We start from the raw sequence: 22,823 nt of genomic DNA on the forward strand, positions 1-22,823 counted from the left end.
CTCAGCGGTCCGAGCCCCGCCCGTGCCGGGTGGTGGTGCTCAGGCGCTGGCTGTGTTCAGCCAGGTACTGATCCTGCCCAGAGCCCCGGGACCGGAGTCGGAGGTGACGTCGGCGGCGAGGTCGGCGACGGTGATCGAGCGGAGGGTTTCCCACCAGGCAGTCTCGGCCCGGCCCATGGCGCGTCTGATGGCGCAGGGTACGGCGCAGGCTTCCGGGGGAGTGGCCATCGGGCCGCGCTGTCGGATCTCGGTGCAGACGAACGCGGGTCCCGGGCCGTCGACCGCCTCGACGACGTCGAGCACTGTGATGAGCGCGGGTGGCCGGGTGAGGATGTAGCCGCCCGCCTTGCCCTGGACCGACTGGACGAGACCGGCCCGCGTGAGGGCCTGCAGCTGCTTGGCGAGATAGCTGGGCGAGACGTTGTGCAGCTCCGCCAGCCGAGCGGTCAAGCAACCGCGATCCCCGCCGGCACTTCGATAGAGGCGGCCTGCCGCATCGTCATCCTCGAAGACCGGCGCGAAGAAGACCACCGCAGCAACGCCGAACTCCAGCGAGGCGTCGGCCCGTCCAACGCGCCACCCGCCGCCTGAAGTCCGGTCGAGGCCGGGAGAAGTCCAGCCAGGCTGTCCACCCTCGGTGATGCGCGCGAGGCCTCTCCAGCGGTGCCTTCGGGTCTCGAAGGCGCGCTCTCGTCCGGGGGCTGGGCGCGCCTTGCCGCGCCTTGCTCATTCGAGCAAAAGGCCCACCGGCTGGTCGCAGCGGTGTCTACGCGTTGACTTCGGTGGGCCAATATCTATGGCCACGGTGTCAGGTTTTAATGCGTGGCGCCAGGAGCGTTACTGCAGCGAAAGGTTCAGTGGAATTATTCAGCGTACGCAGATTGCTGCAGCGTGCTACTGCCAGTCTCGGTTGCAGTTGTGGTTCCCAGTAAATTTAGCTTCTGTGTGGGTGTTTTCGACCAGCAGACGCTTCACTTTTTCGGGGCTTCTCCGGTCGGGGCATCATCGCGGCGACGCGGGATCCGCACTCGCGGGTCTCGGCGTACTGCCCCCTGAAGGAGATGTCGCATGGCGTCAAGAATCGTGAAGTGGTTCAGTGCGGCCAAGGGTCTCGGCTCCATCGAACAGGGCGGCGGCGCTGATGTTCCCGCCCACCCCTCTAACATCGCTGCCGAGGGATTCCGTGAACTGATGGAAGTCCAGAAGGTCACCTTCGGTATCGCGACCAGCCCGAAGGGGCCGACGGCCGAGAATATCGTTCCCGTCTGAGACTGGCACCCGTGCAGCACCTTTGCTTCCGGGTTTCCTGCCCGGTCTCTGGATACCCGCTCGGCGGTGACAGAGATTCTCGATCCGCGGCGTCACTTGCCTCGTGGCCTGCCTCCCCATGCGGGATCAACCGCATGCCGTATTTGATTCCCCGTTACGCTCGGCCCGTTCTTGTGATTCCCCGCGTTGTTCTTTCGCTGCTGGAATTACTTGATGCGTGTCGTCTCAAGGAAGGTTCTGAATGAACCCCACGCGTACGAACAATCGCGCTACCCGCGCACGCAGCCGAACCGCCGACTCCATTCGTGGCGGCAGCCGCGTCAACTCGACCACTGCGACCTGTTCGGCCGCTCCTGCTGGCTCCGGAGGTTCGAGTCGCCCGGGTGGCCCGGGACGGCGGCCCGTCGCGGTCCAGGGCGAGTTTGCCCTGCCGGTCACGGTCACTCCCGCACTGCCTGCTGCCGAGGCGTTCGCCGACCTCGACATGCCCAAGCAGTTGCTGGCGGCGCTGACCGCGCAGGGGGTGAGCGTTCCGTTCCCGATCCAGGGGGCGACCCTGCCCAACACTCTCGCGGGCCGTGAGGCCCTGGGCCGGGGGCGCACCGGGTCCGGCAAGACGCTGGCCTTCGGCCTCGCCCTGCTGGCCCGTACTGCCGGTCAGCGGGCCGAGCCGCGACAGCCGTTGGCCCTGGTCCTGGTACCGACGCGTGAGCTGGCCCAGCAGGTGACCGACGCACTGGCTCCGTACGCCCGTGCGGGTCGGCTGCGGCTGGCCACGGTCGTCGGCGGAACGTCGATCGGGAGGCAGGTCAACGCGTTGCGCGGCGGTGCCGAAGTCGTCGTGGCGACGCCTGGACGACTCAAGGATCTCATCGACCGCGGTGACTGCCGGCTCGACCAGGTCGCGAGCAGCGTCCTTGACGAGGCCGACCAGATGACCGGCATGGGCTTTATGCCCCAAGTCACCGAACTCCTCGACCAGGTCCGCCCCGAAGGGCAGCGGATGCTCTTCTCCGCCACCCTGGACAGCAACGTCGACCGCCTGGTTCGCCGTTACCTCAGTGACCCGGTCGTCCACTCCGTAGATCCTTCCGCCGGAGCGGTCACGACGATGGAGCACCACGTGCTGCACGTCCACGGCACCGACAAGCACCGCACGACGACCGAGATCGCCGCGCGCGAAGGTCGGGTCATCATGTTCCTGGCCACCAAGCGCGCCGTGGACAAGCTCACCGACCACCTGCTGGCCAGCGGGGTGCGGGCCAAGGCTCTGCACGGCGGGAAGGCGCAGTCCCAGCGCACCCGGACCCTGACCCAGTTCAAGACCGGGCACGTCACCGTACTCGTGGCCACGAACGTCGCCGCCCGCGGCATCCACGTCGACAACCTCGACCTCGTCGTCAACGTTGACCCGCCGACCGACTACAAGGACTACCTCCACCGCGGCGGCCGGACCGCGCGGGCAGGGGAGTCCGGCAGCGTCGTCATCCTGGTCACCCCCAACCAGCGCCGCGACGTGGCCCGCCTCATGACGGCCGTCGGCATCGTGCCCCAGACCACCCAGATGCGCTCCGGCGGGGAGGTACTCGGCCGCATCACCAACGCCCAGGCCCCCACCGGCATTCCCGTGACGATCACCGCGCCGGTGGCCGCGCGGCCTCAGCGCAGCACGTCCTCACACGGCCGACGTCGCCCCGCCTCCGCAACCCGGCGCGCGAGCGCACATCAGGCGGCCGTCAACGCGGCGGCCTGAGAACTCCGTGATCCGGAAGCTGACACACTTGTGCAGGAGGCACCCATTGACGCTCGTCCAGATGCAGCCCCGCTCGACCAAGGCCACAGCCGTGGGCAGGACGGTGGCCGAGGCCATGGACACCGCCGGCCTTCAGGTGTACGACGACATGACCGTCGAGGTGGCCCTGTCCGTCATGGCCAGTGCCCGTACCGGACATCTGCTGGTCTGCGACGACAACAGTCTGTGCATCGGACTCATCACGCACGCCCGGCTCACAGCATTCCGCATGAGCCCGGCGTACTCGGACAGAGTCCGGCTGCGGGACATCTTCCGCGCCCGAGGACCCTTCACCTCACCGTGGGCCACCATGGCCGAAGCCGGGCACATGATGCGCCACAGCGACGTCGATGCCCTGCCGGTGATCGACGAACACGGCAGTGCCCTCGGCGTGTTCGCTCTGGCCCGCTGAGCTGTCCCATCCGCAGCGTAACCACTCCATCGTCGCTTCTCTCCCCGTGAGGCATCATGCGCTTCGTCATCGCCCGCTTCCCGTTCGACCTGACCAGGAGCGGCGTCCTGGAATCGATGAAGGGCGTCAAGCCCGAGCATGCCGCCGGCGAATCGGTGATCATCGGCCGACGCACCTACCCCGTCAAGCAGGTCGGACAGGTCATCACACGTCAGGACCGCCGCGACTTCAGTGCCGGCGAGGTCCTACGGGCCATGACCCAGCTCGGCTTCACCTGCCGCAGCCTGGTCCCTGCCCCTGTCCCCACACGGGTTCCCACGTCGGTGGAGCAGGCATCCGCGATGCTCGGCGCACCTCTGCCTGCCTGACGAGTAGGCGGACGAGTGCTGTCGGCCAGAACATGGGTAGGGGTCGGCCGGAGTGTTCCGGCCGGCCCCCACGGCGTACGGAGATACCCGGCGGGGCAGCGGTTCAGTGGTCGGAGTAGCTGAAATCGCCCATGGTCCAGGCACTGACGTCCTCGATCGCGACCCGGTACATGCCACCCGTCTCCGGGATTCCCACCGGTCCCTGCAAAATCCGAGCCACGTGAAAGTGCAGATGCGTGGGGGGCCCTTCCCCAGGTGCGGGAGTGGCGAACATGGCGGAAAAGTCGCTCAGCTGAGCCGAGTCCGCAAGGACCTCCGACACCCGCTGCCTCCAGACGGCTTCCGGTGCCAGCCGGCCCGTGATGACCGCTCCCCCTGTTACTACGGTCAGGGGCATCTGGTTGCTCCGCCCGGACTCGACCAGAGCGGCAATGTCCACGAGCAACCCATCATGCTTCGGCATGAGGCCGATCATATGCGTCGAGGCCCCTGCTGCTCTCCTGTGGGGTGAGGCTTCGACGACGGCGCTGAGGCGCCGCAGGTAGGCCTGCCAGAGCCGGTGCCTGATCATCACAGCCGGACCGGCTTCGGCGAGGCACCGCTGGGCAGATGGTCGATGTCCAGGCGGATCACCCTCATCTCGACGACTGGAAGGGTGCTGTCGGCCGCGGCCCAAGACGACCGGTGGGTGAGTCTGGGATGCAGCCGGCCCCGGGAGTGTGTGACGGCGGTGCCGCGGATACGTGTGTCGGTGACGTCTTCGGTGTCCGGGGCGTCCCAGGTGCCGGGCTGCGCGAAGACCGAACTCGCTACCGGGGCTGCGGCCCCTGGTGTGAGGCTGCCGTGTCGGGGCCGACCTGCGCAGGACACGGTCCGAGCGCATCCGGGCCAGCACCTGCAGCGGCAGGTCCCGCAGGAGGCGGACCAGACAAGGTGCGTCGTATCGGGCGTCCGCGAGGACCAGGGCGTCCGGGTTATCTGCCTGCCCCTGGGCTGTGGTGGTCAGCTGCTGGATCAGCGCAGCCGGCGGGCAATAGCGGTGGCGGATTCGCCACCCGGGGAGAGGCGTATCGCATCCAGCGGGGCGGTCCAGGAGCTGCGCCCCGGCTCCAGCGCGCAGACGCTCGGTGCCGCGGCCCGGGCGTCCGACAGCCCCGGGCGAGGGGCGTAGAGCCCTCCGTGGTCGGAGCGCATGCTCGGACGAAGACCGCTTCTGTGTACGGCTGTTGCCGAACCGAGTGGTCGAGTACGACGCAGCGTTCGACGACGTGCGTCGAAGATCAAGTTAGGTGGCGATCAGCTCACGCACGGTGGCCATGTCGCTGAAGGGGAGCAGCTCGCCCCGGATGCTCTGGTGAGGTTCGCTGCCCTTGCCCGCGATGAGCACGATGTCGTCCGGCCCCGCCTCCGCCAGCGCGGCGGCGACGGCCGAGCGGCGGTCGGTCAGCCGCTCGAACGGCGTCCCGGTCGACACGATGCCCTTCGCGATCTGGTCGAGGATGCCCTCGGGGTCTTCGTAACGGGGGTTGTCGGAGGTGAGAACACACAGGTCGGAGTAGGTGCCGGCGATCGCGCCCATCTCGGCGCGCTTGGTGGTGTCGCGGTCGCCGCCACAGCCGAACACGGTAATGACCCGCCCCCGGGCGAAGCCCCGGATGGTGGTGAGGACCTTGTCGAGGGAGTCCGGCGAGTGGGCGTAGTCCACGATCACCGAGGTACCCCCGGGAACCTGGAGGCGCTCGAAGCGGCCGGGGATCTGCGGCATCTGCTCCAGCGCGTCCACCAGCCCGGCCAGACCGTGGCCCAAGAGGTGGCAGGCGGCCACTGTGGCCAGCGCGTTGGAGACGGAGAACCGGCCCGGCGACGGGATCGCCGCCGGATACTTGCGACCGTCGTGGTGCAGGGTGAACCGGGAGCCCGAGGCATCCACGGTCAGGTCGCTCGCGCGGTAGTCCGCGGCGCCGTCCAGTGAGTACGTGGTCACCGCGCCGGGCATCAGCTGCCGGATCCCGGCACCCACCGGGTCGTCGGCGTTGACCACGGCGCGCCGGCACAGGCCCTTGAAGAGGCGGAGTTTGGCGTCCCGGTAGTTCTCCATGGTGCCGTGGTCGTCGAGGTGGTCCTGGGTCAGGTTGGTGAAGACGCCGACGTCGATGAACGTCCGGTCCAGACGGTGCGTCAGCAGCCCCATCGACGTGGCCTCCAGGACGACACTTCCGCACGCCCGGTCGCGCATGTGCCCCAGCAGGTACTGGAGATCGGGCGATTCCGGAGTGCTGAGCACCGAGGGCGGCATCGGGATGACCTCGTCCCCGATCCGGCTGCCCGCGGTACCGATCACTCCGACCCGGGCCTGCTCGGCGAGCCGCAGCACCGACTCGGTCATGTACGAGACGGATGTCTTTCCGTTGGTCCCGGTGATGGCGATCAGGTCCATCGCCCGGCCCGGTTCGCCGAAGTAGCGCGAGGCCACCACCGCCGCGGCCTTGCGGACATCAGGGACGCGTACGGTGCACACGTCGCCCAGGGCCGCGGGCAGGGGTGGCGCCTGTTCGTCGACGAGTACGGCGACCGCGCCGCGCGCGACAGCCGGAGCGACGGCGTGCGGGCCGCCGGCGGCATGGCCGGGCACCGCGGCGAACACGGAGCCGGGGGTGACCCGGTCCGCGTCGATCGTCACGCCGGCGGTGACGTCCGTGCGGTCGGGGGTTCCCCGCAGCACGTGGTGGTCCTGCCCGGCCATGAGGTCGCTCAGCTTCACGATGATCCCTTCGAGTGCGGCGTCGGCCGGTTGGTGCGCCGTTGCCGGAAAGCGGCACAGGCGGATGCGCCGTGAGCCGCGTGGTGCTGTGGAGCCGATCGTGGAACGCACGCCTGCGGCGAGCGCCGGAGGCGACGGGGGCTCCGGCGCTCGGCGCGCCGGAGAGGTGGTGTCGGTGCGGGGGTGGCGGGGCGGGCAGTCACGCGGGGGGCGTGGAGCGCCGGATGCCGCTGCCGGGAGCGGGCGCGAAGATCGCTAGCCGTGGCCGTGCAGCGCGGTACGGCCCGTTCCGGGCGCCGCGTCCGCGGGCGCCGGAGGCACGGCCGCGCGGGCGGCGAACGGGGGCAGCGCGGAGCAGGCCCGGTGCAGGCACTCACTCGGCTCGGCGCTGTGTCCCATGGGCCGAGTGTACGGGGTGGAAGGAACGGGCCCCGTTCCGCGTCGGCCTCCCCAGCGGCACCTGTGACCCGGTGGCCTCGGTGATCGTCCGCACATACGCGGTGACCAGCAGCGAAGGTAAGGCCCCGTCGCGGCGCACGTCCCGGGTCTGTTCTCGCCCGGCGATGCGCTCCTCAGCGGAGCTGAGAGGGCTGGCGAGGGCAACGAGCCCACCCGCCCTTGCTCGCGCCGCCAAGGGCTTCCATCGCCGAAGCCGACAGGTGAGGGCTACCCTCGGGTTGCCTTAACGGAGTTTGGTGGACACGAACACGAGCAACACCAACCGCAGCGTCCGTCTGAGCTTCCTCGGCCAGTGAGCTGCTCTGATGTGACTGTGCGGAAACGGTCGTGATTCGACCGCACCGCAGGCGGCTGTTCCGAGTATGGCCCGGATCTTGGGCAGAGAGCAGTGGGCCACTGGCCGACAGCCCGTGACGGTGGCAAGCCGGCACACAAGGGGGGAGGGGCCGACAGGTCTCCACAAAGGAGACCTCGGTCAAAAGGGTTACGAGAGAGGAAGGCATGAGGACTTGTACGGCGGAGTGGGTATCCCACCGACTGACGCCGCGTCCTAGGAGTGAAGCTCCTTCATCTTGGCCATCTGTCGGACCAGGACGACCTCGGAAGCGGGGGCGCACGCCTGCTGTGGCAGGTGGTCATCCACCCCGGTGCACGGGTTCCGAATAGTCGCCTTGAGCCTCCACCGCTTCCCGCACTCGCTGGTCCTCGCGCAGAGAGCCGACATCGCGCTCCAAGACGGTGCGGCTCACGGCTGTCGCAAGGCCCCCCGGGCCTCGCAGCCCTGGAAACCAGCCCTGTACGGCTCGATGCCCCACGCGTCGGCAGCCTGACGGAGGATGCTCGACTCAGCTGAGGCTTGCGGGACGTCCATTCGACCCTGCCGAGGTCAGAAGCCCCGGAAGACACCGTTGTCGGTGGCGTTCTCGAAGTCTTCCCAATCCATGTTGGCGAGGGAAGTATTGTTCTCGACCGACCACAGTTCTGTGGCTACGACTCGGAGTTGGCCGTGCTCCTGCCTGGCCTCACCCTCCCCGCGTTCGTCGTCCTCTCATCGTCCATGTAGTGGAGAACCCCAGTATCTTGGCCCTCGCCCTCCGTCGCTTCGGCTCCGACTGCCCACCGCTAGTCTGCGCGTCCGGCTGACCCGACGGCGCAGCTTTCCAGTTCCTGCGCCTACTCGCGGACCGAGGTGCTGCTCTCCGCTACCACGGTGACTTCGACGGCGAAGGCATCCGCATTGCCGCGTACATCATCGAAAAAACAGGGGCGCACCCCTGGTGCATGACGGCGCGAGACTACCGATCCGCGATCGTCCGCAACGCGCACGGTCCTCAACCGGGGCGCATCACCGGAGCACCGTGGAATCCCGAGCTGGCCGAAGCCATGGCGGAGCACGACATCGCCCTGGTCGAGGAGCTGTTAGCCGATGTGCTGTTGGAAGATCTCGCTGCTGCGGCACGCCGGCAGTACCCCTTGCGCCGTGCCAGCGCTCCAGGCGATTGAAGGGCCGTAGGGCGCTGCCGACCTGTGGGAAGGCCTCCTCGTTCTGGACGAGGAGGCCCCCAGCGGCGTCGCAGCCCTCGCCGGCGCCGCATACTGCAATGACCGGGCTCCTCGCAACCGCGAGGAGCCCGGTCCACCTTTCACGTCAGGTCATTGCCTCATGGGTAGGCGACCACATTGCTGGGAGTGGTGTTCGAGGCGGTCACCGCCCCCGTGTCGTTGATGACGTGGGTGATGGTGCCCACGCCGCCGAGTGAGACCGTCAGAGCGTTGTGGAACTTCACGCCGGGGGTGTTGGGCACTTCGAAGGCGTGGTAGCTGTTCACCGCGGGGTTGACGTTGAAGTAGCAGTAGCTTCCGAGTCCCCACGCCTCGTGGGTCGTGACGCCCGCGCCCACCTTGTAAGCGGCATATCCGTTGACCCCTGCCGCACTCATCCACGCGCCCTGATTGGGCACGTCGTACGGCATCTCGTTCTGGAAGAAGATCGTCTTGCCGTTCTGGCCGTTCCAGACGACTTCGTGCTTCTGGTAGTGCTCGACGAAGAGACCGGTCGCCAGAACGCTGCTGCCGTTGACGATCACCCCGGTGTCCGCCGTGTTGGCCGTCCAGCCGAAGCTTCCTGCCTTGCCGTGGTCGGCCCGCCAGGCCCAGATGTGGTCGATGATCACGTTGTTGCTGTTGACGATCAGGCTGGTCGTCGCCTTGCCGGCGATCTGGCCACCGATCCGGAAGAACACGTCCTGGACGGTCGTCGGGTTGCCCGCGTGGCTCGCGGACGATCCGGACGGGCCGACGGTCAGCAGCGCCGCCGAGTTGGTGGTTCCTGCGTCGATCAGCAGGCCCTTGAGACGGACTCCGTCCACGTCGGCGACCTGGATCGCGTTGACGCCGTTGTCCGGGACGAAGGTCGGGTAGCCGATGCCGAGGACGACCGTGTTGGCCCGGGTGATGTTCAGCGTCTGGTTCAGGTGGTAGACGCCCGGCGTGACGAACAGGTTGCAGCCCTGGGAAAGGGCGTTGTTGATGGTCGCGGCAGAGTCGCCGGCCTTGACCACGTAGAACTGGCTCATCGGCTGAGAGGTGCCGGGAGTGCTGCCGTTCGCCCAGCTCGCCCCCGATGCGTTGGTGCGCAGCGACGGAAGGAACACGCGGTACTTTCCGGCGCCGTCGACGTACAGATACGGCACGTCACGGGAGACCGGCGTGGTGGCCAAGGTGGTCTCGGGCGGGTTGGGGAAGGTGTTCGCGGGAGCACCGGTGGTGCCGGAGAAGACCATGTTCCACACGCCGCCGGCCCAGCTGCCCAGGTTGCTGTCCCGGGTATACCACTGCTGCTGCGAGATGGACGCCGCCTGGCCGCTGACTTTGGTGTCGGCGATGTAGCCGCCGCTCGCCCAGCCGTAGCTGGCCGGGTAGAGCTGCAGGTCGCCGCGGACGTCGATCCGGCGGAACGGGGCCGCCTGGGCCACGGCCCAGCGGTTCCCGCCCACCGGATTGATGGCCAGATTCTCGGCCGAGCGCCAGAAGTTCTGCGTCGCGTTGCCGGCGTCCGAGGCGTTGAAGGCGTCCACGGTGACGTGTCCGTTGATCGTCACGTCGCCCGGATTCTGCCCGAGACCCGCCACCGAGGTGTAGTAGCCGACATTGTCGTCGACGGCGTACGTACCCGGCTTGAAGAGTTGTGCCACCCGGTTCTCGCTGAACTGCGCGGAGGCGGTGTCCTTCATCTGGGCGAACTGCGCGTCGAGCTGTGCCTGAATGGTGGCACTGGACATGCTCGGGTCGTAGATGTGCACGTTCGGGCCGAAGTTCGGCGTGTCCGACTGGGTGGGGCAGCTTGCCGATGTGCCGATCGTGTACGTCGCGCTGGCGACGGCGGAGTCGGTGAGTCCGGACTTGATGGCGATGGCCTTGATGGTGGCAGTGGCGGTGACGCTGATCGGCCCGCTGTACAGAGTGGACGCCGCGGTGGGGGTGGAGCCGTCACGCGTGTAGCGGATGCTCGCGCCCGCGGTCGCGTCGGCGAGTGTCACGCTCTGGGCCGACGCGTAGGTGCCCGCCGCGGGAGTGAAGGTGGGGGTGGCAACAGTGCCGGTTCCACCACCGCCCTGGGTGTACGTGAAGTGGGGTGTGTCGTACTGCGGCCCGCTCTTCTCGTAGGTGAACCAGTACTCCAGGACCGTTCCGTTGGCGAGCGAGCCGACGGTCTGGGTCCATGTGCCCGCATTGTTCGTCATACGGACGTTCTGTTGGTTGGCGGAGTCGACCAGGTAGTGCACATCGACGTAGACCGCGGACGTGGTCGGTGTGAACGAGATCTGAGCTTGCGTGGAGCTCAGTTGAGTGACGCTCTGGGTGTAGTCGGGCGAGACTGCCGAGGCGGGAGTGGCGCTCTGATCGAGGCCGAGCAGGCCGACGAGCGCGAGCATGAGGGCACTCAGTAGAGCGATGACGCGGTGCTTCGGACCTTGCAGGGGTCTCATTCGGCCGGGGGGGACGGTTGTGCGCATGGCGGAACTCCTTTCACCTGGTTTCGTGAAGTGAACGCCGGATCAACGCGGAGGACAGGGTGCAGACAGTCTCGACACCCTGCAGGAATAGCCTTGCCAACTCTGCAGACCTTTGAATAAACCTCTTGAAAACGCTCTCAATCAACGAACGCGAGAGATGTTGGGTCCGTCAAGGCAGTGTTGAGTGACAACGGTGAACCGTCAAGAAGATGCACAAACTTCAAGTCTTGAACGCTTTAGACGTGCCAAGTCGTATCTGACTTCAGCCCAATAGCGGTGAGCTCGCGAATAGTCGTACCTGGCGTCAGTGGTTCGACTCCCTAGGATTCGGGTCCCGCGCGGATGGTGCTCTTGCCGGCTGACGTGATCCAGCCATGTGTGCGAGGTGCGGCGGCGGTAACGGTCCGGTTCGGGTGAGGAACGGTCGGCGCGGGCAGAACCGGTCCGCAGGGCATGAAGACAGACGGTGACGAGCGCTACCTGCGGCGGAGTGACGAGGCGACGACGTGAGGAGAGAGCCCCATGGCCGATTTTTGCGCGCTGTGCCCGATTGAGCCGCAGTGCGCCCCCGCACGGTGTTGACGTCGGAGGGGCTCGGTGTGTGGTGACATCCGGATAGGCTGGGGTTGCCTTGACGGAGTTCGGTGGACACAAACGTCGACAATGCGGATCGGCGGGTGCGGCTGAGCTTCCTCGGCTGGTTCGCCCATCGGGAGTCCGTCCTCGGCTGGTTCGCCCATCGCAAGTCCGTCCTCGGCAATCGCCGGGCGGCGCCGGTGCGGACTTCGGCAGGCGTCGAGAGGCGCGAGCTGTTTTGTGAGACCAGCGCCTTGTTCGAGAGGGCGCCGGGGAGCGATTCGGCCAGAACCTTCCAGCAGCCCGAGGCGCCCCCGTCCCCGACCGTGAGGACGGGGCGCCTAGGCCCCGGGGAGCGCAGTCGCCCAGCACTCGGTGCACCCTCCAAGGGCGCTGTCTTTGTCCGATTCCGCATGCGGAGAGCACGTGGGCTGGGAGCATTGCCGTCTGCGGAGAAAGCCTGCGGATGCTTCGGTCTCCAGCGGGGGCCGAGTACGGGGGAGGGAAACCAGTGGTGCCGGACATCGTGACGTTGTCGGTCAGTGACGGAGCGAAGGAGACCGCTGATCTGGCTGCCTGGCTGGAGGAGGAGGACGATCTGCGTGGGCTGGTCCGACGTGAGGCGGGCACTGTCCCGGAAGGGGCCCTGGGCGGAGAACTCCAGCAGCTGGTTGTCGGCCTGACCTCCGGTGGGGTCGCGACAGCTGTGGCCAGTGTGGCCGTGGCCTGGCTGCGGCGTCGTACGGGGAGCGTGACGGTACGCGTCTCGGGGCGTGACGGGACTGAGCTCGAAGTGAGCGCGGACCAGGTCCGGAATATGGACGCTGACCAACTGCGCGCACAGGTAGCACAGTTGGTCTCCGTCGCGTGGGCCGGTGATACCCAGCGGGAACCGGGCGAGGGCGCCGACGGTGAATGATGGCGGCGGTGCATCCGCCGGGAGGTACCCGAGCGCGCTCGCCCGAAAGGGATCTCGCGTCCTGCTCGTAGGGACAAGCTCGCACCCGCCCGGATCGCCGTTGCCTTCGGTTCCCGCGGTGGGCCGGTCGGTGGAGGAGCTCGCGACGGTTCTGCGACAGCAGGAAGGCGTGCCGGACGAGAACCTGCGCGTTCTGGTGGATCCGGCCAGCCCGCTGGAGTTCGGAGCGGCGGTCGACGAGGTGGCGGCGGAGGCGTCGGACTCCTTGCTGGTGCATTTCGTCGGCCATGGTCTGGTGGGGGCGGACAATGGGCTGTACCTGGCGACGTGCGCCTCCGACGACCTTGTGGACGGCCTCTCGTACAAGGCACTGGCGTACTCGGCGCTGCGGCAAGCGGTCCAGCGCAGCAGAGCTCGCGCCGTCGCCGTCATCCTGGACTGCTGCTTCGCCGGCCGTGCCGAAGGGTTGCTGGGACCGCCCGCACTGGCCGCGGCTTTCGAGCAGACCCTCGTACGTGGTGGCTTCCTGCTGGCCTCCGCCGCGCGGGAGGAACACGGGCTGGCCCGCCCTGGTGAGGAGTACACCGCCTTTACGGGCTCCCTGATCCAGCTGTTGTGCCACGGTGATCCGGCCGGGCCCGAACACCTGACACTCGATCACGTCTACCGCTACCTCAACCGGGTGCTCCCCGCGGAAGGCGCCCCGAGGCCGCGACGGCACAGCAGTGACCGGGCTGGGGAACTGGTCCTGGCCCGTAACCGCGCCTATACGCCCCGCCGCCCGCCGCCTGCCACGGAGGCACCCGATGCGGACGCCGGACCGGACGATGCGGTGTGTCCCTACCTGGGTCTGCGGCCCTTCGGGGCCGAGGACGCCCGGTACTTCTTCGGCCGGGGCGAGACGGTCGCGGACCTGACCCGCCTGGTGCGAGGCGGCGGACTGATCACCGTGGTGGGAGCGTCCGGCAGCGGGAAGACCTCCCTGCTGCGCGCCGGCGTGATCCCAGCCCTGGAGGCGCTCGCCGGAGAGTGGAACGTAGCCACCATGACGCCAGGCTCGGCCGCCCCCACCGAAGCGCTTTCACGGTGCTCGGCCGCGCTCGCCCGGTGCGAACGATCCATGCTGTTGGTCGACCAGTTCGAGGAAATCTTCACCGCGGACGTACCGGAGGACGAGAAAGAACGGTTCGTCGCCGAGCTCGTGGCTCTGGCAGGAGGGCCGACCACCGTCGTGCTCGCCGTCCGAGCTGACTTCTACGAGGCCTGTACGCGTTACCCGGGTCTGCTGGCTGCACTGCAGGGCCGCCAAGTGGTAGTGGGCCCCCTCCGTCCGGAACAGTTGCGGAAAGTGATCGAACGGCCGGCGAAGGCGGCAGGGCTGCTGCTGGAGGAGGGGCTGGCCGACACGCTGCTCCACGACGCCCGGGTACACCACGCCGGGGAGCACACCGCTGTGCTGCCACTGCTCTCCCACGCGCTGCTCGTCACCTGGCAGCAGAAGTCGGGTGCCCTGCTCACCCTGTCCGGTTACCGGGCCACCGGCGGAATCGACGAGGCGATCGCCCGTACCGCGGAGGACACGTACAAAGCGCTGAGCCCCGGGGACCGGCCGCATGTGCGCGGCCTGCTGCTGCGGTTGGTGCGTCTGGGCGAGGGCGTGGAGGACACCCGCCGCAGGCTGCCCCTGGACGACCTGGCCACCGTCGGTCACCGAGAGGCGGCCGGGCGGGTACTGCGGTCGCTGGCCGCCGCCCGGTTGGTCGCCGTGGACGCGGACAGTTTCGAGATCACCCATGAGGCCCTGTTGCACGCCTGGCCGCGGCTGCGCGCGTGGATCGAGGAAGACCGGGCAGTCCTGCTCACGCTCCAGCAGCTCTCGGACGCCGCCCGGGTCTGGGACCAGGGCGGACGGCAGGAGGCGGATCTGTACGGCGGGCCTCGCCTGGACGCGGCTGCCGAGGCAGCGCGAGGGCAGCAGCCGAACGACGGGACGGACGGTGTCCTCGGCCCCGTCACACGGGACTTCCTGGACTGCAGTCAGGTACTCGAGGACAAACGGCAGCACGTGGCGAGACGCGCTCGCCGTAACCGCCGCACGGTCATCGCCGTCCTCTGCGTCCTGGGGTTGCTGGCGTCCGTGGTCAGCTTCATCTCTGTGCGTGAACACCAGCGGTCCGAACAACACGCTGCCGAGATCCGCTCTGCCGAACTGGCAGCGGAGGCGAGTGCGGTCAGATCCACCGACCCGGGCCTGGCCGCGCAACTCGCCGTCGCGGCCTACCGCTCGGCGCCCACCGTGGACGCCACCACCCAGCTCTACACCTCGCTCGGCGAGCCGTTGGACAGAATCGTCGGCGACACCGGTCATCAGATACTGCGCATCGCGACTCAGCCGGACGGAGAACTGGTAGCGGCCTCCAACACAGACGGTTCCGTGCGTGTCTGGGACATGGCCGACCCCTCCGCGCCGGTCCTGGACGCGACGCTCCGCACGGCGGGGGCAGCCGCAGTGGCTCTTTCGCTGCGCGGCAGCCTCATGGCAGCCGCATGTCCCAAGCAGCGCGGTCTGTGCATGTGGGACCTGGCCGACTCCCGCAAGCCCAGGGTCATCGGGCATCTGCCCCACCCCGCCGACACCTCACGAGGCCGTCTCAAGGTCATGTCGTTGGCCATGAACGCCGACGGGACGTTGCTGGCTGCGGCGGCATCCCGGGGCAAGGCGTTGGTGTGGTCCATCGCCGACCCCGCGCATCCTCACCTTGTCGCTGAACTGCCGACGCCGACGAGCAGGAAGTCCGGCGGGCTGGCCGCTGTGGCCTTCTCTCCGACGCAGGATCTGCTCGCTACCACGGTTCTGGACGGCAAGACCCAGCTGTGGGATCTCGCCCGCCCCTCCAGCGCCACCTCCACAGTCACGGTCCCCGAGGGGTACGCCACTGTCGCCTTCAACCGGGAAGGCACGATGCTCTCCGCAGCAGGAGACGGTGAGTTCGGCCTATGGAGCGTTGGCAGCGCGTCCCGTCTCCGGAAGGTCAAGGTCGCCGACTACGCCTTCCCCATGGACCTGACGAACCTCATGGCCGTGGCCTTCAGCCCGGACGGGAACCGACTGGCGGTCAGCGGTGTGGGGAGTAGCGAGAAGGACGGGCAGTTGTGCCAGATCAGCCTCGCTGCTGTGACGCTGAAGGACGTGGTGGAACCCACCTGTACCCCGACCGGATTCGGCACCCTGGCCTTGGCGTACCTTCGCGGCGGTGCTCTCGTCAGTGGCGGCCCGGACGGTGTTGTGCGGTCGTGGCGCAATCCTCAACCCCAGGTCCAGGACGTCGACGTGTCCTATCTGCCCTCCGGATGGGGCTTCAGCCGCGATGGGCGCCTCATGGCAGGTCGTGCGGACACGGCTTCCGCCTCGGCCGTCGGAGTCTGGGACATCTCCGCCCGGCCGCACCGTGCCGCCACAATCGAACTGCCCGACATGGTGCAGCAAGCAGAACTCATCGGCCGGGACCGCAACACGCTACTGAGCGTCTCGCACGACGGCAAGGTCCAATTGTGGGACCTGCGCGATCCGCGCCACCCCGCGCGGGGGGTGTCTTTGGGCAAGGCCGAGTTCCCCGGCCGAGGCGGCCTGATCATCAGCACGGGCGTCTTCGCGGACCGTGCGGGCAGGCTCGTGACGGTCCCTGGCAGCGACGGCCGCGCACATCTGTGGCGCATCACCGACGCGCGTCACGCGATCAGAGCCGGCTCCTACAGCCTCGGCTCACCCGACGATTGGAGCGGCATCATGGGCGACGGCCGTACGGCCTTCGTCGCCACGGCCGACGGCATCCAGTGGTGGGATGTCAAAGACCCCTGGAACCCGGTCCGCGGCGACACCACGAAACTCGCTCACGCGAACAGCGAAGGCATGGACGTCCAGGGCAATGTGATGGCCGTTCTCACTCCCCGACCGTCGGATCTGACGGGAGGCAACACCGTCCGCCTGCTCGCGGTGTCCGCCGGCACCGTGCGCGCCTCGACCACCATCGAGGGAGTCATCGGCTCGAAGGCGGAGCTGAGCGATGACGGCCGACTGCTGGCCACCACCGGCAGCGGTGACGGCACCGTGCGGTTGTGGGACATCAGCGACCCCCGGCGCCCGCGCACCGGAGCTACCTTGCGCACTCTTGAGGACACCCAGGGTATTGCGTTCGACAAGCGCAACGACCTCATGGCCGACTGGAACAGGGACGAGGGCATTCAGTTGTGGGACATCCACGATCCCGCTGGGCCGGCCCTCAAAGCGACGATCCCGGCCTCGGAGGACGACACGGTTTCCCAAGTCGAGTTCCTCCCTTCCGGCGGCACTCTCGCCGCCGCTCGACGGAAAGGTGTCACCTTCCACAGCACTGACCATGCTGGGCTCGCAGAACTCATCTGCTCCTACACGGGACCGTCCATGCCCAAGGCGCAGTGGCGCAGGTACGCCCCCGGCATCCCCTATCGCGACCCGTGCCCCAAGTCGGAGCGACGGGGATGACGTCGTGGCCGAAGGGAACGGCCGGCCGGTCGTGACTCTTCGCGCCGTTCGGCCGTCGGCCGCGTGACCAGGACTGCCCCAGGGCGCCGAGGTCGTGCACGCGCCGTGGTGAAAGTCCGGACAGGCAGGCCCATCTGCCGGGAAGCTCTCTGACCTGCGGCAGCCGGGGACGCGGGGCCACGGCCGCTGAGTGGCGGGTGCGGCAGAGCCCCTCGGCCGACGGCGGGTTTGGATAGGCTGTCCATATCTGGATGATGTGTCCATTCCGAGCGAGGGGGAGCCGTACCGCCCATGAGCGACGAACAGCATTCCGCGGCAGCCGTGGCCCACCTGTACGACCGGTCCGGGCGGCGCTATGCCCTGGACGATCCCCGCTGGCGGGGCGACGACGGTGGTCCGCTCGCCGTCAGTACGCTGCCCGGGCTGCGGCCCGGGCGGATCGACACCGCCGAACGGTCGCTGTGGCGCTATCACGCGGCCCTTCCCGTCCCCGTCGCCCACCGGGTGAGCCTGGGGGAAGGGTGTACGCCGATGATCCCGGTCGACTGGTCGGGTCGGCGCGTTCACTTCAAGCTGGAGTGGTTCAACCCGACCTCCAGTTTCAAGGACCGCGGAGTGTCGGTGATGATCTCCCACCTCGCGGCGCAGGGCGCGGATCGCGTGCTTGAGGACAGTTCGGGGAACGGCGGTTCCGCGGTGGCCGCCTACGCCGCCGCTGCCGGAATCCGTGCCAAGATCATCGTGCCCGCGGCCACCTCGGCGGCCAAGATCCTCCAGGCCCGCGCCTACGGAGCCGAGATCGAACTCGTGGAGGGCACCCGCGACGAGGTCGCGGACGAGGCGGTCCGGCAGTCGCGGCGGATTCCGTACGCCAGCCACAACTGGCACCCCATGTTCATCCAGGGCACCAAGACCGTCGCGTACGAGATGTGGGAGTCCCTCGGCTTCACCGCGCCCGACAACGTGGTCCTCGTGGCCGGGGCCGGCAGCAACGTCATCGGGTGCGACCTGGCGTTCGGCGAACTGCTCGACGCCGGGCAGATCGACAGGCGCCCCCGTCTGTTCGTCGGGCAGCCCGAGCACTGGGCGACCATCGCCGACACGCTCAACGGCGTCGCCCCGGGCGCCCGCGGCGAGCGGGTCCCGACGATCGCCGAGGGTGCCTCCATCGCCCATCCGGTCCGGCTGCCCGAGGCGGTGGAGGCCGTCCGCCGGTCCGGCGGGGGCGCGTACGCCGTGCCCGAGGCGGAGATCCATGCCGCGGTCCGCGCCCTGAGCGCGCGCGGGCTGTACGCCGAGCCGACGAGCAGCGTCGCCGCGGCGGCCCTGGACCACTTCATCGCGACCGGGGAGATCGCGCCGGACGAGACGACCGTGGTCGTGCTCACCGGGGCGGGCCTGAAGTCCGCCGAGACGATGGCCGCGGTGTTCGCCGGGCACGGCGACGACGGCCGGGAAGCGGGCGGCGTACGGTGACCGGCCGCACCGACCGGCCCGCGGGCGGGGACGACGAGCACCTCGTACGGGAGGCCGAGCGCATCGCTGTCGCCATCGGACGCATGTTCCCCGGCCTCTGCGAGGTCGTCCTGCACGATCTGCGCCGGCCCGATCACGCGATCCGGGCCATCGAGAACAACCTGTCCGGGCGGCAGGTGGGTGACCCCGCCACCGAGCTGGGGCTGCGGCGCATCGCGGACCCCGACTATCCCGGCGTGATCCAGAACTACAGCAACCGGTTCCCCGACGGGCGCCCCGCCAAGAGCACGTCGATCGGCATCAAGAACGCCGAGGGGCGCTATGTCGCGGCCCTGTGCCTCAATCTGGACGTCAGCACGCTCTCGCCGCTGGCACTGACCCTGGCCAACCTCGTCGCCACGGATGTCGAGCACGGGGGCGAGGTGCTGGAGACCCTGCGCGACCGCGGCGGCCGTGAACTCCGGTCCGTCATCGACTCGTTCGCGGCCGAGCGCTCCAGCACTCCGCGCGGCCTCAACCGCGACCAGAAGAGCGAACTGGTCCGGCAGCTGCATCGCGAGGGCTTCTTCGGGACCCGCGGTTCCGCCCAGCTCATCGCCGACCAGCTGGGTGTGTCCCGGGCGACCGTGTACAACTACACGAAGCAGCAACCCCGATGAGGGTCGTCGGTCGGTGCCTTCGGCGATCCGCCGTTCGGGGCGGAGTGACGAGCATGGGAACGGAGCCCTCGGCGCCTCCGCGTGGTTGGTCCGGAGCGATCGGCCTCGGGGTCGTCTTCGGCGGGCTGATCGCGCTCGCGTCCACCGTCGCGATCGGGAACGCGTGGGCCGCTTGTGGCGTCGGCAACGGCCCCGGCGACGGAATGACCCTGCTGCTTCTCGGGCCCCTCATCCGGGTCGCCGCCGCGGTTCCCTGGGCGCTCCTGCGGGGCATGCCAGGGAGACGTCATCGCGGGGCGGCCCTCGTCGTGGGGCTCGTCTTCACCCTCTGGCTCACCTGGTTCCTCGTCACCTGGCTCGGAATGCCGGACTCCTACCCCGCCCCGTCGTGCCCCGGCAACGTCCCGCCCTGGTGGCCGGACTTCATCCCCGCGTGACCGGGCCCCGCGCCTCAGGGGCCGACGACCGTGAGCAGGTCCACGACGAAGACCAGTGTCGAGCCCGGCGGGATCAGGTGCGAGGGTGACTGCTTGCCGTACCCGAGGCGCGGGGGAACGATGATCTCGCGGCGGCCGCCGGGCTTCATTCCCCGTACGCCACGGTCCAGGCCCTTGATGGCCTTGCCGCCGCCGACGGCGAACTTGAACGGGCGGTTCTGCTCCCAGGACGAGTCGAACTCCCGCCCCGATGCGAACGCGGCCCCTACGTAGTGAACCTGGACGACCCTGCCGGGCCGCGCCTCCGGACCGTCCCCCTCCACGAGGTCGCGAGTCGTGAGTTCGGTGGGCGCGTCCCCCTCGGGGATCGTGATCTCGGGCTTCGCCGGTTGTTCGTTCATCGTGGTCCCCATCGCTCGCCACCGTCCCTCTTTGCCGGAGGGTGGACGCATGGACATTCATGCGGCAGGTGATCACGCTATCGGCCGACGAGGACCTCGGCGTCGTTCGACTGTCAGTGGCGGGAGGCAGGATGGGGGAGGGGATCGCGGCACGTCGGCTTCGCCGTGTCGGGAACAGCGGGTCCGGCCGGGGAGGTTGCATCGAGCGAGGACCGGAACCGTACGGGGGCGGGAGCACCGCCCGGGTCCGGGCCCGGGAGCGCGGCGCGTCGCCGCGATCCGTATCCAGACGTAATCAAGCAGAAGGACCGTGACATGACCGACCGGCCGTTGACGTTCATGGCAGTGCACGCCCACCCCGACGACGAGGCCACCAGTACCGGAGGCGTCCTCGCGCGCTATGCGGCGGAAGGCATCCGCACAGTGCTGGTGACCTGTACCGACGGCGGTTGCGGTGACGGGCCCGGAGGCAGCAAGCCGGGCGACCCCGGGCACGATCCGGCGGCCGTCGCCGCGATGCGGCGACGGGAGCTGGAGGCCAGTTGCGAGGTGCTGAAGATCAGCGACCTGGAGACGCTGGACTACGCCGACTCCGGGATGATGGGCTGGCCGAGCAACGACGCACCGCATTCCTTCTGGCGGACCCCCGTGGAGGAGGGCGCCGCACGGCTCGCGGCGCTGATGGAGCACTACCGGCCCGATGTGGTCGTCACCTATGACGAGAACGGCTTCTACGGCCACCCCGACCACATCCAGGCCAACCGCATCACGATGGCGGCACTGGAGATGACCGAGCTGACGCCGAAGGTCTACTGGACGACGGCGCCTCGCTCGATGATGCAGCGCTTCGGGGAGACGATGCGGGAGTTCGGCGAGGACATGCCGGAGCCCGACCCCGAGGAGGCCGCCGCGCTGGCCGAGATCGGCCTTCCCGACGAGGAGATCACCACCTGGGTGGACATCACCCCGTTCAGCGGCCAGAAGTTCGACTCGCTGGCCGCGCACGCCAGTCAGGGCGAGAACATCTTCTTCCTCAAGATGGGCAAGGAGCGGTTCGCCGAGCTGATGGGCATGGAGACCTTCGTACGCGTCAAGGACACGACCGACGCCGCCCTGCCCGAGAACGACCTCTTCGCCGGACTGCGCTGACCCTGCCGGCGGGCAGTCGCCTCCGGGCCGGATCCGGCCCGGAGGCGTGCGCGCGGCTCAGTGCTCGCAGAGGGAGAACTCCCGCTCGTAGAGCTGCTCGTTGTGCTCGTCCACGAAGAACTTCCGCTCCCGCATGAGCTGTTCGCGGTACTCCTCGGCCTGTTCGAGCGTCATGGTAGACGTGTCGGACCACGGCTGCTGCGGCGGTATGTCGGAGGTCGAGACGATCGTACGCTCCGGGTCGACCAGGAAGAACGCGAGGATCTTGCGGTGCCCGGGACGGGCGGGGTCCGCGAGACGGAACGAACCGACCCGGTGCTGGAGGACGTTCGGGAACGCCAGGCAGCGGCCCGCCGGGGTGGATGCCGATCCCAGCAGCTGGTTCAGCGCGTCATCGTCCTCCAGGCCGTACACCTCACGCACGCCGTCGTCGTCGTTCTGCTCGTACTCGGGCTCGTCGAGCGCGGTACGGAAGCTCAGCCGGCTGTCCGTGATGTTCTCGCTGTCCCAGTAATAGATGCCGGTCGACACGATCCGCTCGTTCAGCATGCCCTCGACATGCCAGGAACCCCCGGCATACTCGGGCTTCTCCGGAGTCAGGTGGATGGTGGCGAGCTTGACGATGACCTGGAGGCGGCGTCCGCGCAGGTCGACCGGGGCGAATCCGTCCGGCAGCGCGGGCGGGGCGTAGTCCGGGGCGTCCGGGATTGCCGGCCGCCGGTTCTCGTACCAGTCGTCCAGGGCCTCCTCATGCGCCTGGACTGCTTCTTCGTACGCCTCCTTGTCGTTGAACTCCTCCTCCTCCGGGTACTCCGGCTCGTCGTCGTACCAGCCGTACGGGTCGACCGTGATCCGCAGGGGCCGCGGGTTACGCAGATCCGTGAGTACGTTCTCCAGCAGCGGGCGCATGCGGGCGAACAGGTCGGGCAGGACGTCGGTCAGTTCGCGATGGTCCTCGGGGTGGACGTTGTTCACGTACGAACGGAACGCCACCTCGCCGTCCGCGCCGACCTCGACATCCGAGGGCAGCCACTGGAACATGTCCGAGAACTCGTGCTTCGAGTAACTGCTCGTCGGGTTCTCCCAGGCGCGCTCCGGTCCGCCGCTCACGCCTCGTACCAGGCAGAACAGCGAGGGGTGCACCAGGTCGAGCACCTGGCCGTCCGAGCCCGGGTGCCAGTCCTTCTCCTCCTCGGGGACCTCCTCCAGCACCCGGACAGCCTCGCGCAGCCGTGACCGCAGCTCGTCGTCGATCAGCGTGTCCGACTGCCAGACGCCGTCGACTGCGGAGACCTCGATCCCGGTCCGCTCGTCCCGCAGCCGCGCGTAGTGCGCGAGCTCGGCCAGCACGTAGCGGATCTGGGCCTCGGTGAGCCCTTGGGCCATCGCCTCGCACGTCCACCGGGCCACGATGCCGGGGTCGTTCATCTTGTCGAACCATCCCGGCTTCGCCCGGAGGTGCGCGCTGCACCCGATCATCTCCAGCTCCCGCAGGGTCCGGGGCGTCGCGTACAACGCGGAGCGGGAGGCTTGGAACGGCAGCGGAAAGGCGGTCGGGCCGGTCAACTCTTCGGTTCCTTCCAGGCGGTGAGCAGTGGCCGGAAGAA

Annotated in this window: 17 protein-coding genes and 4 pseudogenes; 11 read left to right on the forward strand and 10 right to left on the reverse strand. The window is 68.6% G+C overall.

The features are described 5' to 3' along the window. Positions 1–39 precede the first annotated feature (39 nt). Positions 40–450: an RrF2 family transcriptional regulator gene (locus BLW14_RS28235; protein WP_093709946.1), complete on the reverse strand. Its 411-nt coding sequence runs from the start codon at positions 448–450 to the stop codon at positions 40–42. Between the two features lie 618 nt (positions 451–1,068). On the opposite strand from BLW14_RS28235, the gene BLW14_RS28245 reads away from it, so the two are divergent. From BLW14_RS28245 to BLW14_RS28260, 4 genes are all read left to right on the forward strand, one after another. Further along, complete coding sequence (locus BLW14_RS28245; RefSeq protein ID WP_093709947.1) at positions 1,069–1,269, forward strand: cold shock domain-containing protein; 201 nt, start codon at positions 1,069–1,071, stop codon at positions 1,267–1,269. A gap of 241 nt (positions 1,270–1,510) precedes the next feature. Then, a complete protein-coding gene (locus tag BLW14_RS28250) occupies positions 1,511–3,022 on the forward strand; it encodes a DEAD/DEAH box helicase (RefSeq protein ID WP_093709948.1) in 1,512 nt (503 codons plus the stop codon). Between the two features lie 46 nt (positions 3,023–3,068). Then, complete coding sequence (locus BLW14_RS28255) at positions 3,069–3,473, forward strand: CBS domain-containing protein (protein ID WP_093709949.1); 405 nt, start codon at positions 3,069–3,071, stop codon at positions 3,471–3,473. A 56-nt stretch (positions 3,474–3,529) separates the two neighbouring features. After that, positions 3,530–3,841, forward strand: coding sequence for an SCO5918 family protein (locus BLW14_RS28260; RefSeq protein WP_093709950.1), 312 nt, complete (start codon positions 3,530–3,532; stop codon positions 3,839–3,841). Between the two features lie 103 nt (positions 3,842–3,944). Here the strand turns inward: BLW14_RS28260 and BLW14_RS28265 are convergent, their stop codons facing one another. The 5 genes and pseudogenes from BLW14_RS28265 to BLW14_RS35790 form a co-directional block, all read right to left on the reverse strand. Then, a complete protein-coding gene (locus tag BLW14_RS28265) occupies positions 3,945–4,304 on the reverse strand; it encodes a hypothetical protein (RefSeq protein WP_093710870.1) in 360 nt (119 codons plus the stop codon). A gap of 69 nt (positions 4,305–4,373) precedes the next feature. After that, a pseudogene (locus BLW14_RS35785) lies at positions 4,374–4,963 on the reverse strand (transposase); the annotation flags it as partial. Between the two features lie 163 nt (positions 4,964–5,126). Then, positions 5,127–6,602, reverse strand: coding sequence for a UDP-N-acetylmuramoyl-L-alanyl-D-glutamate--2,6-diaminopimelate ligase (locus BLW14_RS28275; RefSeq protein WP_093709951.1), 1,476 nt, complete (start codon positions 6,600–6,602; stop codon positions 5,127–5,129). A gap of 255 nt (positions 6,603–6,857) precedes the next feature. Further along, a complete protein-coding gene (locus tag BLW14_RS34630) occupies positions 6,858–7,001 on the reverse strand; it encodes a hypothetical protein (protein ID WP_177154123.1) in 144 nt (47 codons plus the stop codon). A gap of 946 nt (positions 7,002–7,947) precedes the next feature. Further along, a pseudogene (locus tag BLW14_RS35790) lies at positions 7,948–8,058 on the reverse strand (hypothetical protein); the annotation flags it as partial. Between the two features lie 65 nt (positions 8,059–8,123). Here BLW14_RS35790 and BLW14_RS28285 point away from each other — a divergent pair. After that, a pseudogene (locus BLW14_RS28285) lies at positions 8,124–8,564 on the forward strand (DUF2399 domain-containing protein). Positions 8,565–8,722: 158 nt separating this feature from the next. Here BLW14_RS28285 and BLW14_RS28290 read toward each other — a convergent pair. Both BLW14_RS28290 and BLW14_RS35795 read right to left on the reverse strand, forming a co-directional pair. Beyond that, positions 8,723–10,600, reverse strand: coding sequence for a chitobiase/beta-hexosaminidase C-terminal domain-containing protein (locus BLW14_RS28290; protein WP_371128134.1), 1,878 nt, complete (start codon positions 10,598–10,600; stop codon positions 8,723–8,725). A gap of 108 nt (positions 10,601–10,708) precedes the next feature. Further along, positions 10,709–11,077, reverse strand: a pseudogene (locus BLW14_RS35795) (hypothetical protein); the annotation flags it as partial. 1,090 nt (positions 11,078–12,167) lie between these two features. Here BLW14_RS35795 and BLW14_RS28295 point away from each other — a divergent pair. The 5 genes from BLW14_RS28295 (at position 12,168) to BLW14_RS28315 (ending at position 19,666) form a co-directional block, all read left to right on the forward strand. Further along, positions 12,168–12,572, forward strand: a complete 405-nt coding sequence (locus tag BLW14_RS28295; RefSeq protein ID WP_143052021.1) for an effector-associated constant component EACC1 — start codon at positions 12,168–12,170, stop codon at positions 12,570–12,572. Positions 12,573–12,702: 130 nt separating this feature from the next. After that, positions 12,703–17,094, forward strand: a complete 4,392-nt coding sequence (locus tag BLW14_RS28300) for a caspase, EACC1-associated type (protein WP_177154125.1) — start codon at positions 12,703–12,705, stop codon at positions 17,092–17,094. 291 nt (positions 17,095–17,385) lie between these two features. Continuing rightward, positions 17,386–18,570: a threonine synthase gene (locus BLW14_RS28305; protein ID WP_093709956.1), complete on the forward strand. Its 1,185-nt coding sequence runs from the start codon at positions 17,386–17,388 to the stop codon at positions 18,568–18,570. Then, positions 18,567–19,229: a helix-turn-helix transcriptional regulator gene (locus BLW14_RS28310; protein ID WP_093709957.1), complete on the forward strand. Its 663-nt coding sequence runs from the start codon at positions 18,567–18,569 to the stop codon at positions 19,227–19,229. The genes BLW14_RS28305 and BLW14_RS28310 overlap by 4 nt, the downstream gene beginning before the upstream one ends. Before the next feature lie 53 nt (positions 19,230–19,282). Beyond that, positions 19,283–19,666 (forward strand): hypothetical protein, encoded by a 384-nt coding sequence (locus BLW14_RS28315; RefSeq protein ID WP_093709958.1) that lies wholly within the window; start codon positions 19,283–19,285, stop codon positions 19,664–19,666. 14 nt (positions 19,667–19,680) lie between these two features. Here the strand turns inward: BLW14_RS28315 and BLW14_RS28320 are convergent, their stop codons facing one another. Then, positions 19,681–20,067 (reverse strand): FKBP-type peptidyl-prolyl cis-trans isomerase, encoded by a 387-nt coding sequence (locus BLW14_RS28320; protein ID WP_093710871.1) that lies wholly within the window; start codon positions 20,065–20,067, stop codon positions 19,681–19,683. 315 nt (positions 20,068–20,382) lie between these two features. On the opposite strand from BLW14_RS28320, the gene BLW14_RS28325 reads away from it, so the two are divergent. Beyond that, positions 20,383–21,216, forward strand: a complete 834-nt coding sequence (locus tag BLW14_RS28325; RefSeq protein WP_093709959.1) for a PIG-L family deacetylase — start codon at positions 20,383–20,385, stop codon at positions 21,214–21,216. A 57-nt stretch (positions 21,217–21,273) separates the two neighbouring features. Here BLW14_RS28325 and BLW14_RS28330 read toward each other — a convergent pair whose 3' ends face one another. Continuing rightward, positions 21,274–22,782 (reverse strand): DUF4246 domain-containing protein, encoded by a 1,509-nt coding sequence (locus tag BLW14_RS28330; RefSeq protein ID WP_093709960.1) that lies wholly within the window; start codon positions 22,780–22,782, stop codon positions 21,274–21,276. Positions 22,783–22,823: the final 41 nt, after the last annotated feature.

It is taken from the genome of Streptomyces sp. 2131.1 (assembly GCF_900105515.1).
GTDB lineage: Bacteria > Actinomycetota > Actinomycetes > Streptomycetales > Streptomycetaceae > Streptomyces > Streptomyces drozdowiczii.

Bases quoted from the DNA above. Each gene is read 5' to 3' on its own strand.
- BLW14_RS28245 (WP_093709947.1), top strand. From the start codon at position 1,069: ATGGCGTCAAGAATCGTGAAGTGGTTCAGTGCGGCCAAGGGTCTCGGC.
- BLW14_RS28250 (WP_093709948.1), top strand. From the start codon at position 1,511: ATGAACCCCACGCGTACGAACAATCGCGCTACCCGCGCACGCAGCCGA.
- BLW14_RS28260 (WP_093709950.1), top strand. From the start codon at position 3,530: ATGCGCTTCGTCATCGCCCGCTTCCCGTTCGACCTGACCAGGAGCGGC.
- BLW14_RS28265 (WP_093710870.1), bottom strand. From the start codon at position 4,304: ATGCCGAAGCATGATGGGTTGCTCGTGGACATTGCCGCTCTGGTCGAG.
- BLW14_RS34630 (WP_177154123.1), bottom strand. From the start codon at position 7,001: ATGGGACACAGCGCCGAGCCGAGTGAGTGCCTGCACCGGGCCTGCTCC.
- BLW14_RS28305 (WP_093709956.1), top strand. From the start codon at position 17,386: ATGAGCGACGAACAGCATTCCGCGGCAGCCGTGGCCCACCTGTACGAC.
- BLW14_RS28315 (WP_093709958.1), top strand. From the start codon at position 19,283: ATGGGAACGGAGCCCTCGGCGCCTCCGCGTGGTTGGTCCGGAGCGATC.
- BLW14_RS28320 (WP_093710871.1), bottom strand. From the start codon at position 20,067: ATGAACGAACAACCGGCGAAGCCCGAGATCACGATCCCCGAGGGGGAC.
- BLW14_RS28325 (WP_093709959.1), top strand. From the start codon at position 20,383: ATGACCGACCGGCCGTTGACGTTCATGGCAGTGCACGCCCACCCCGAC.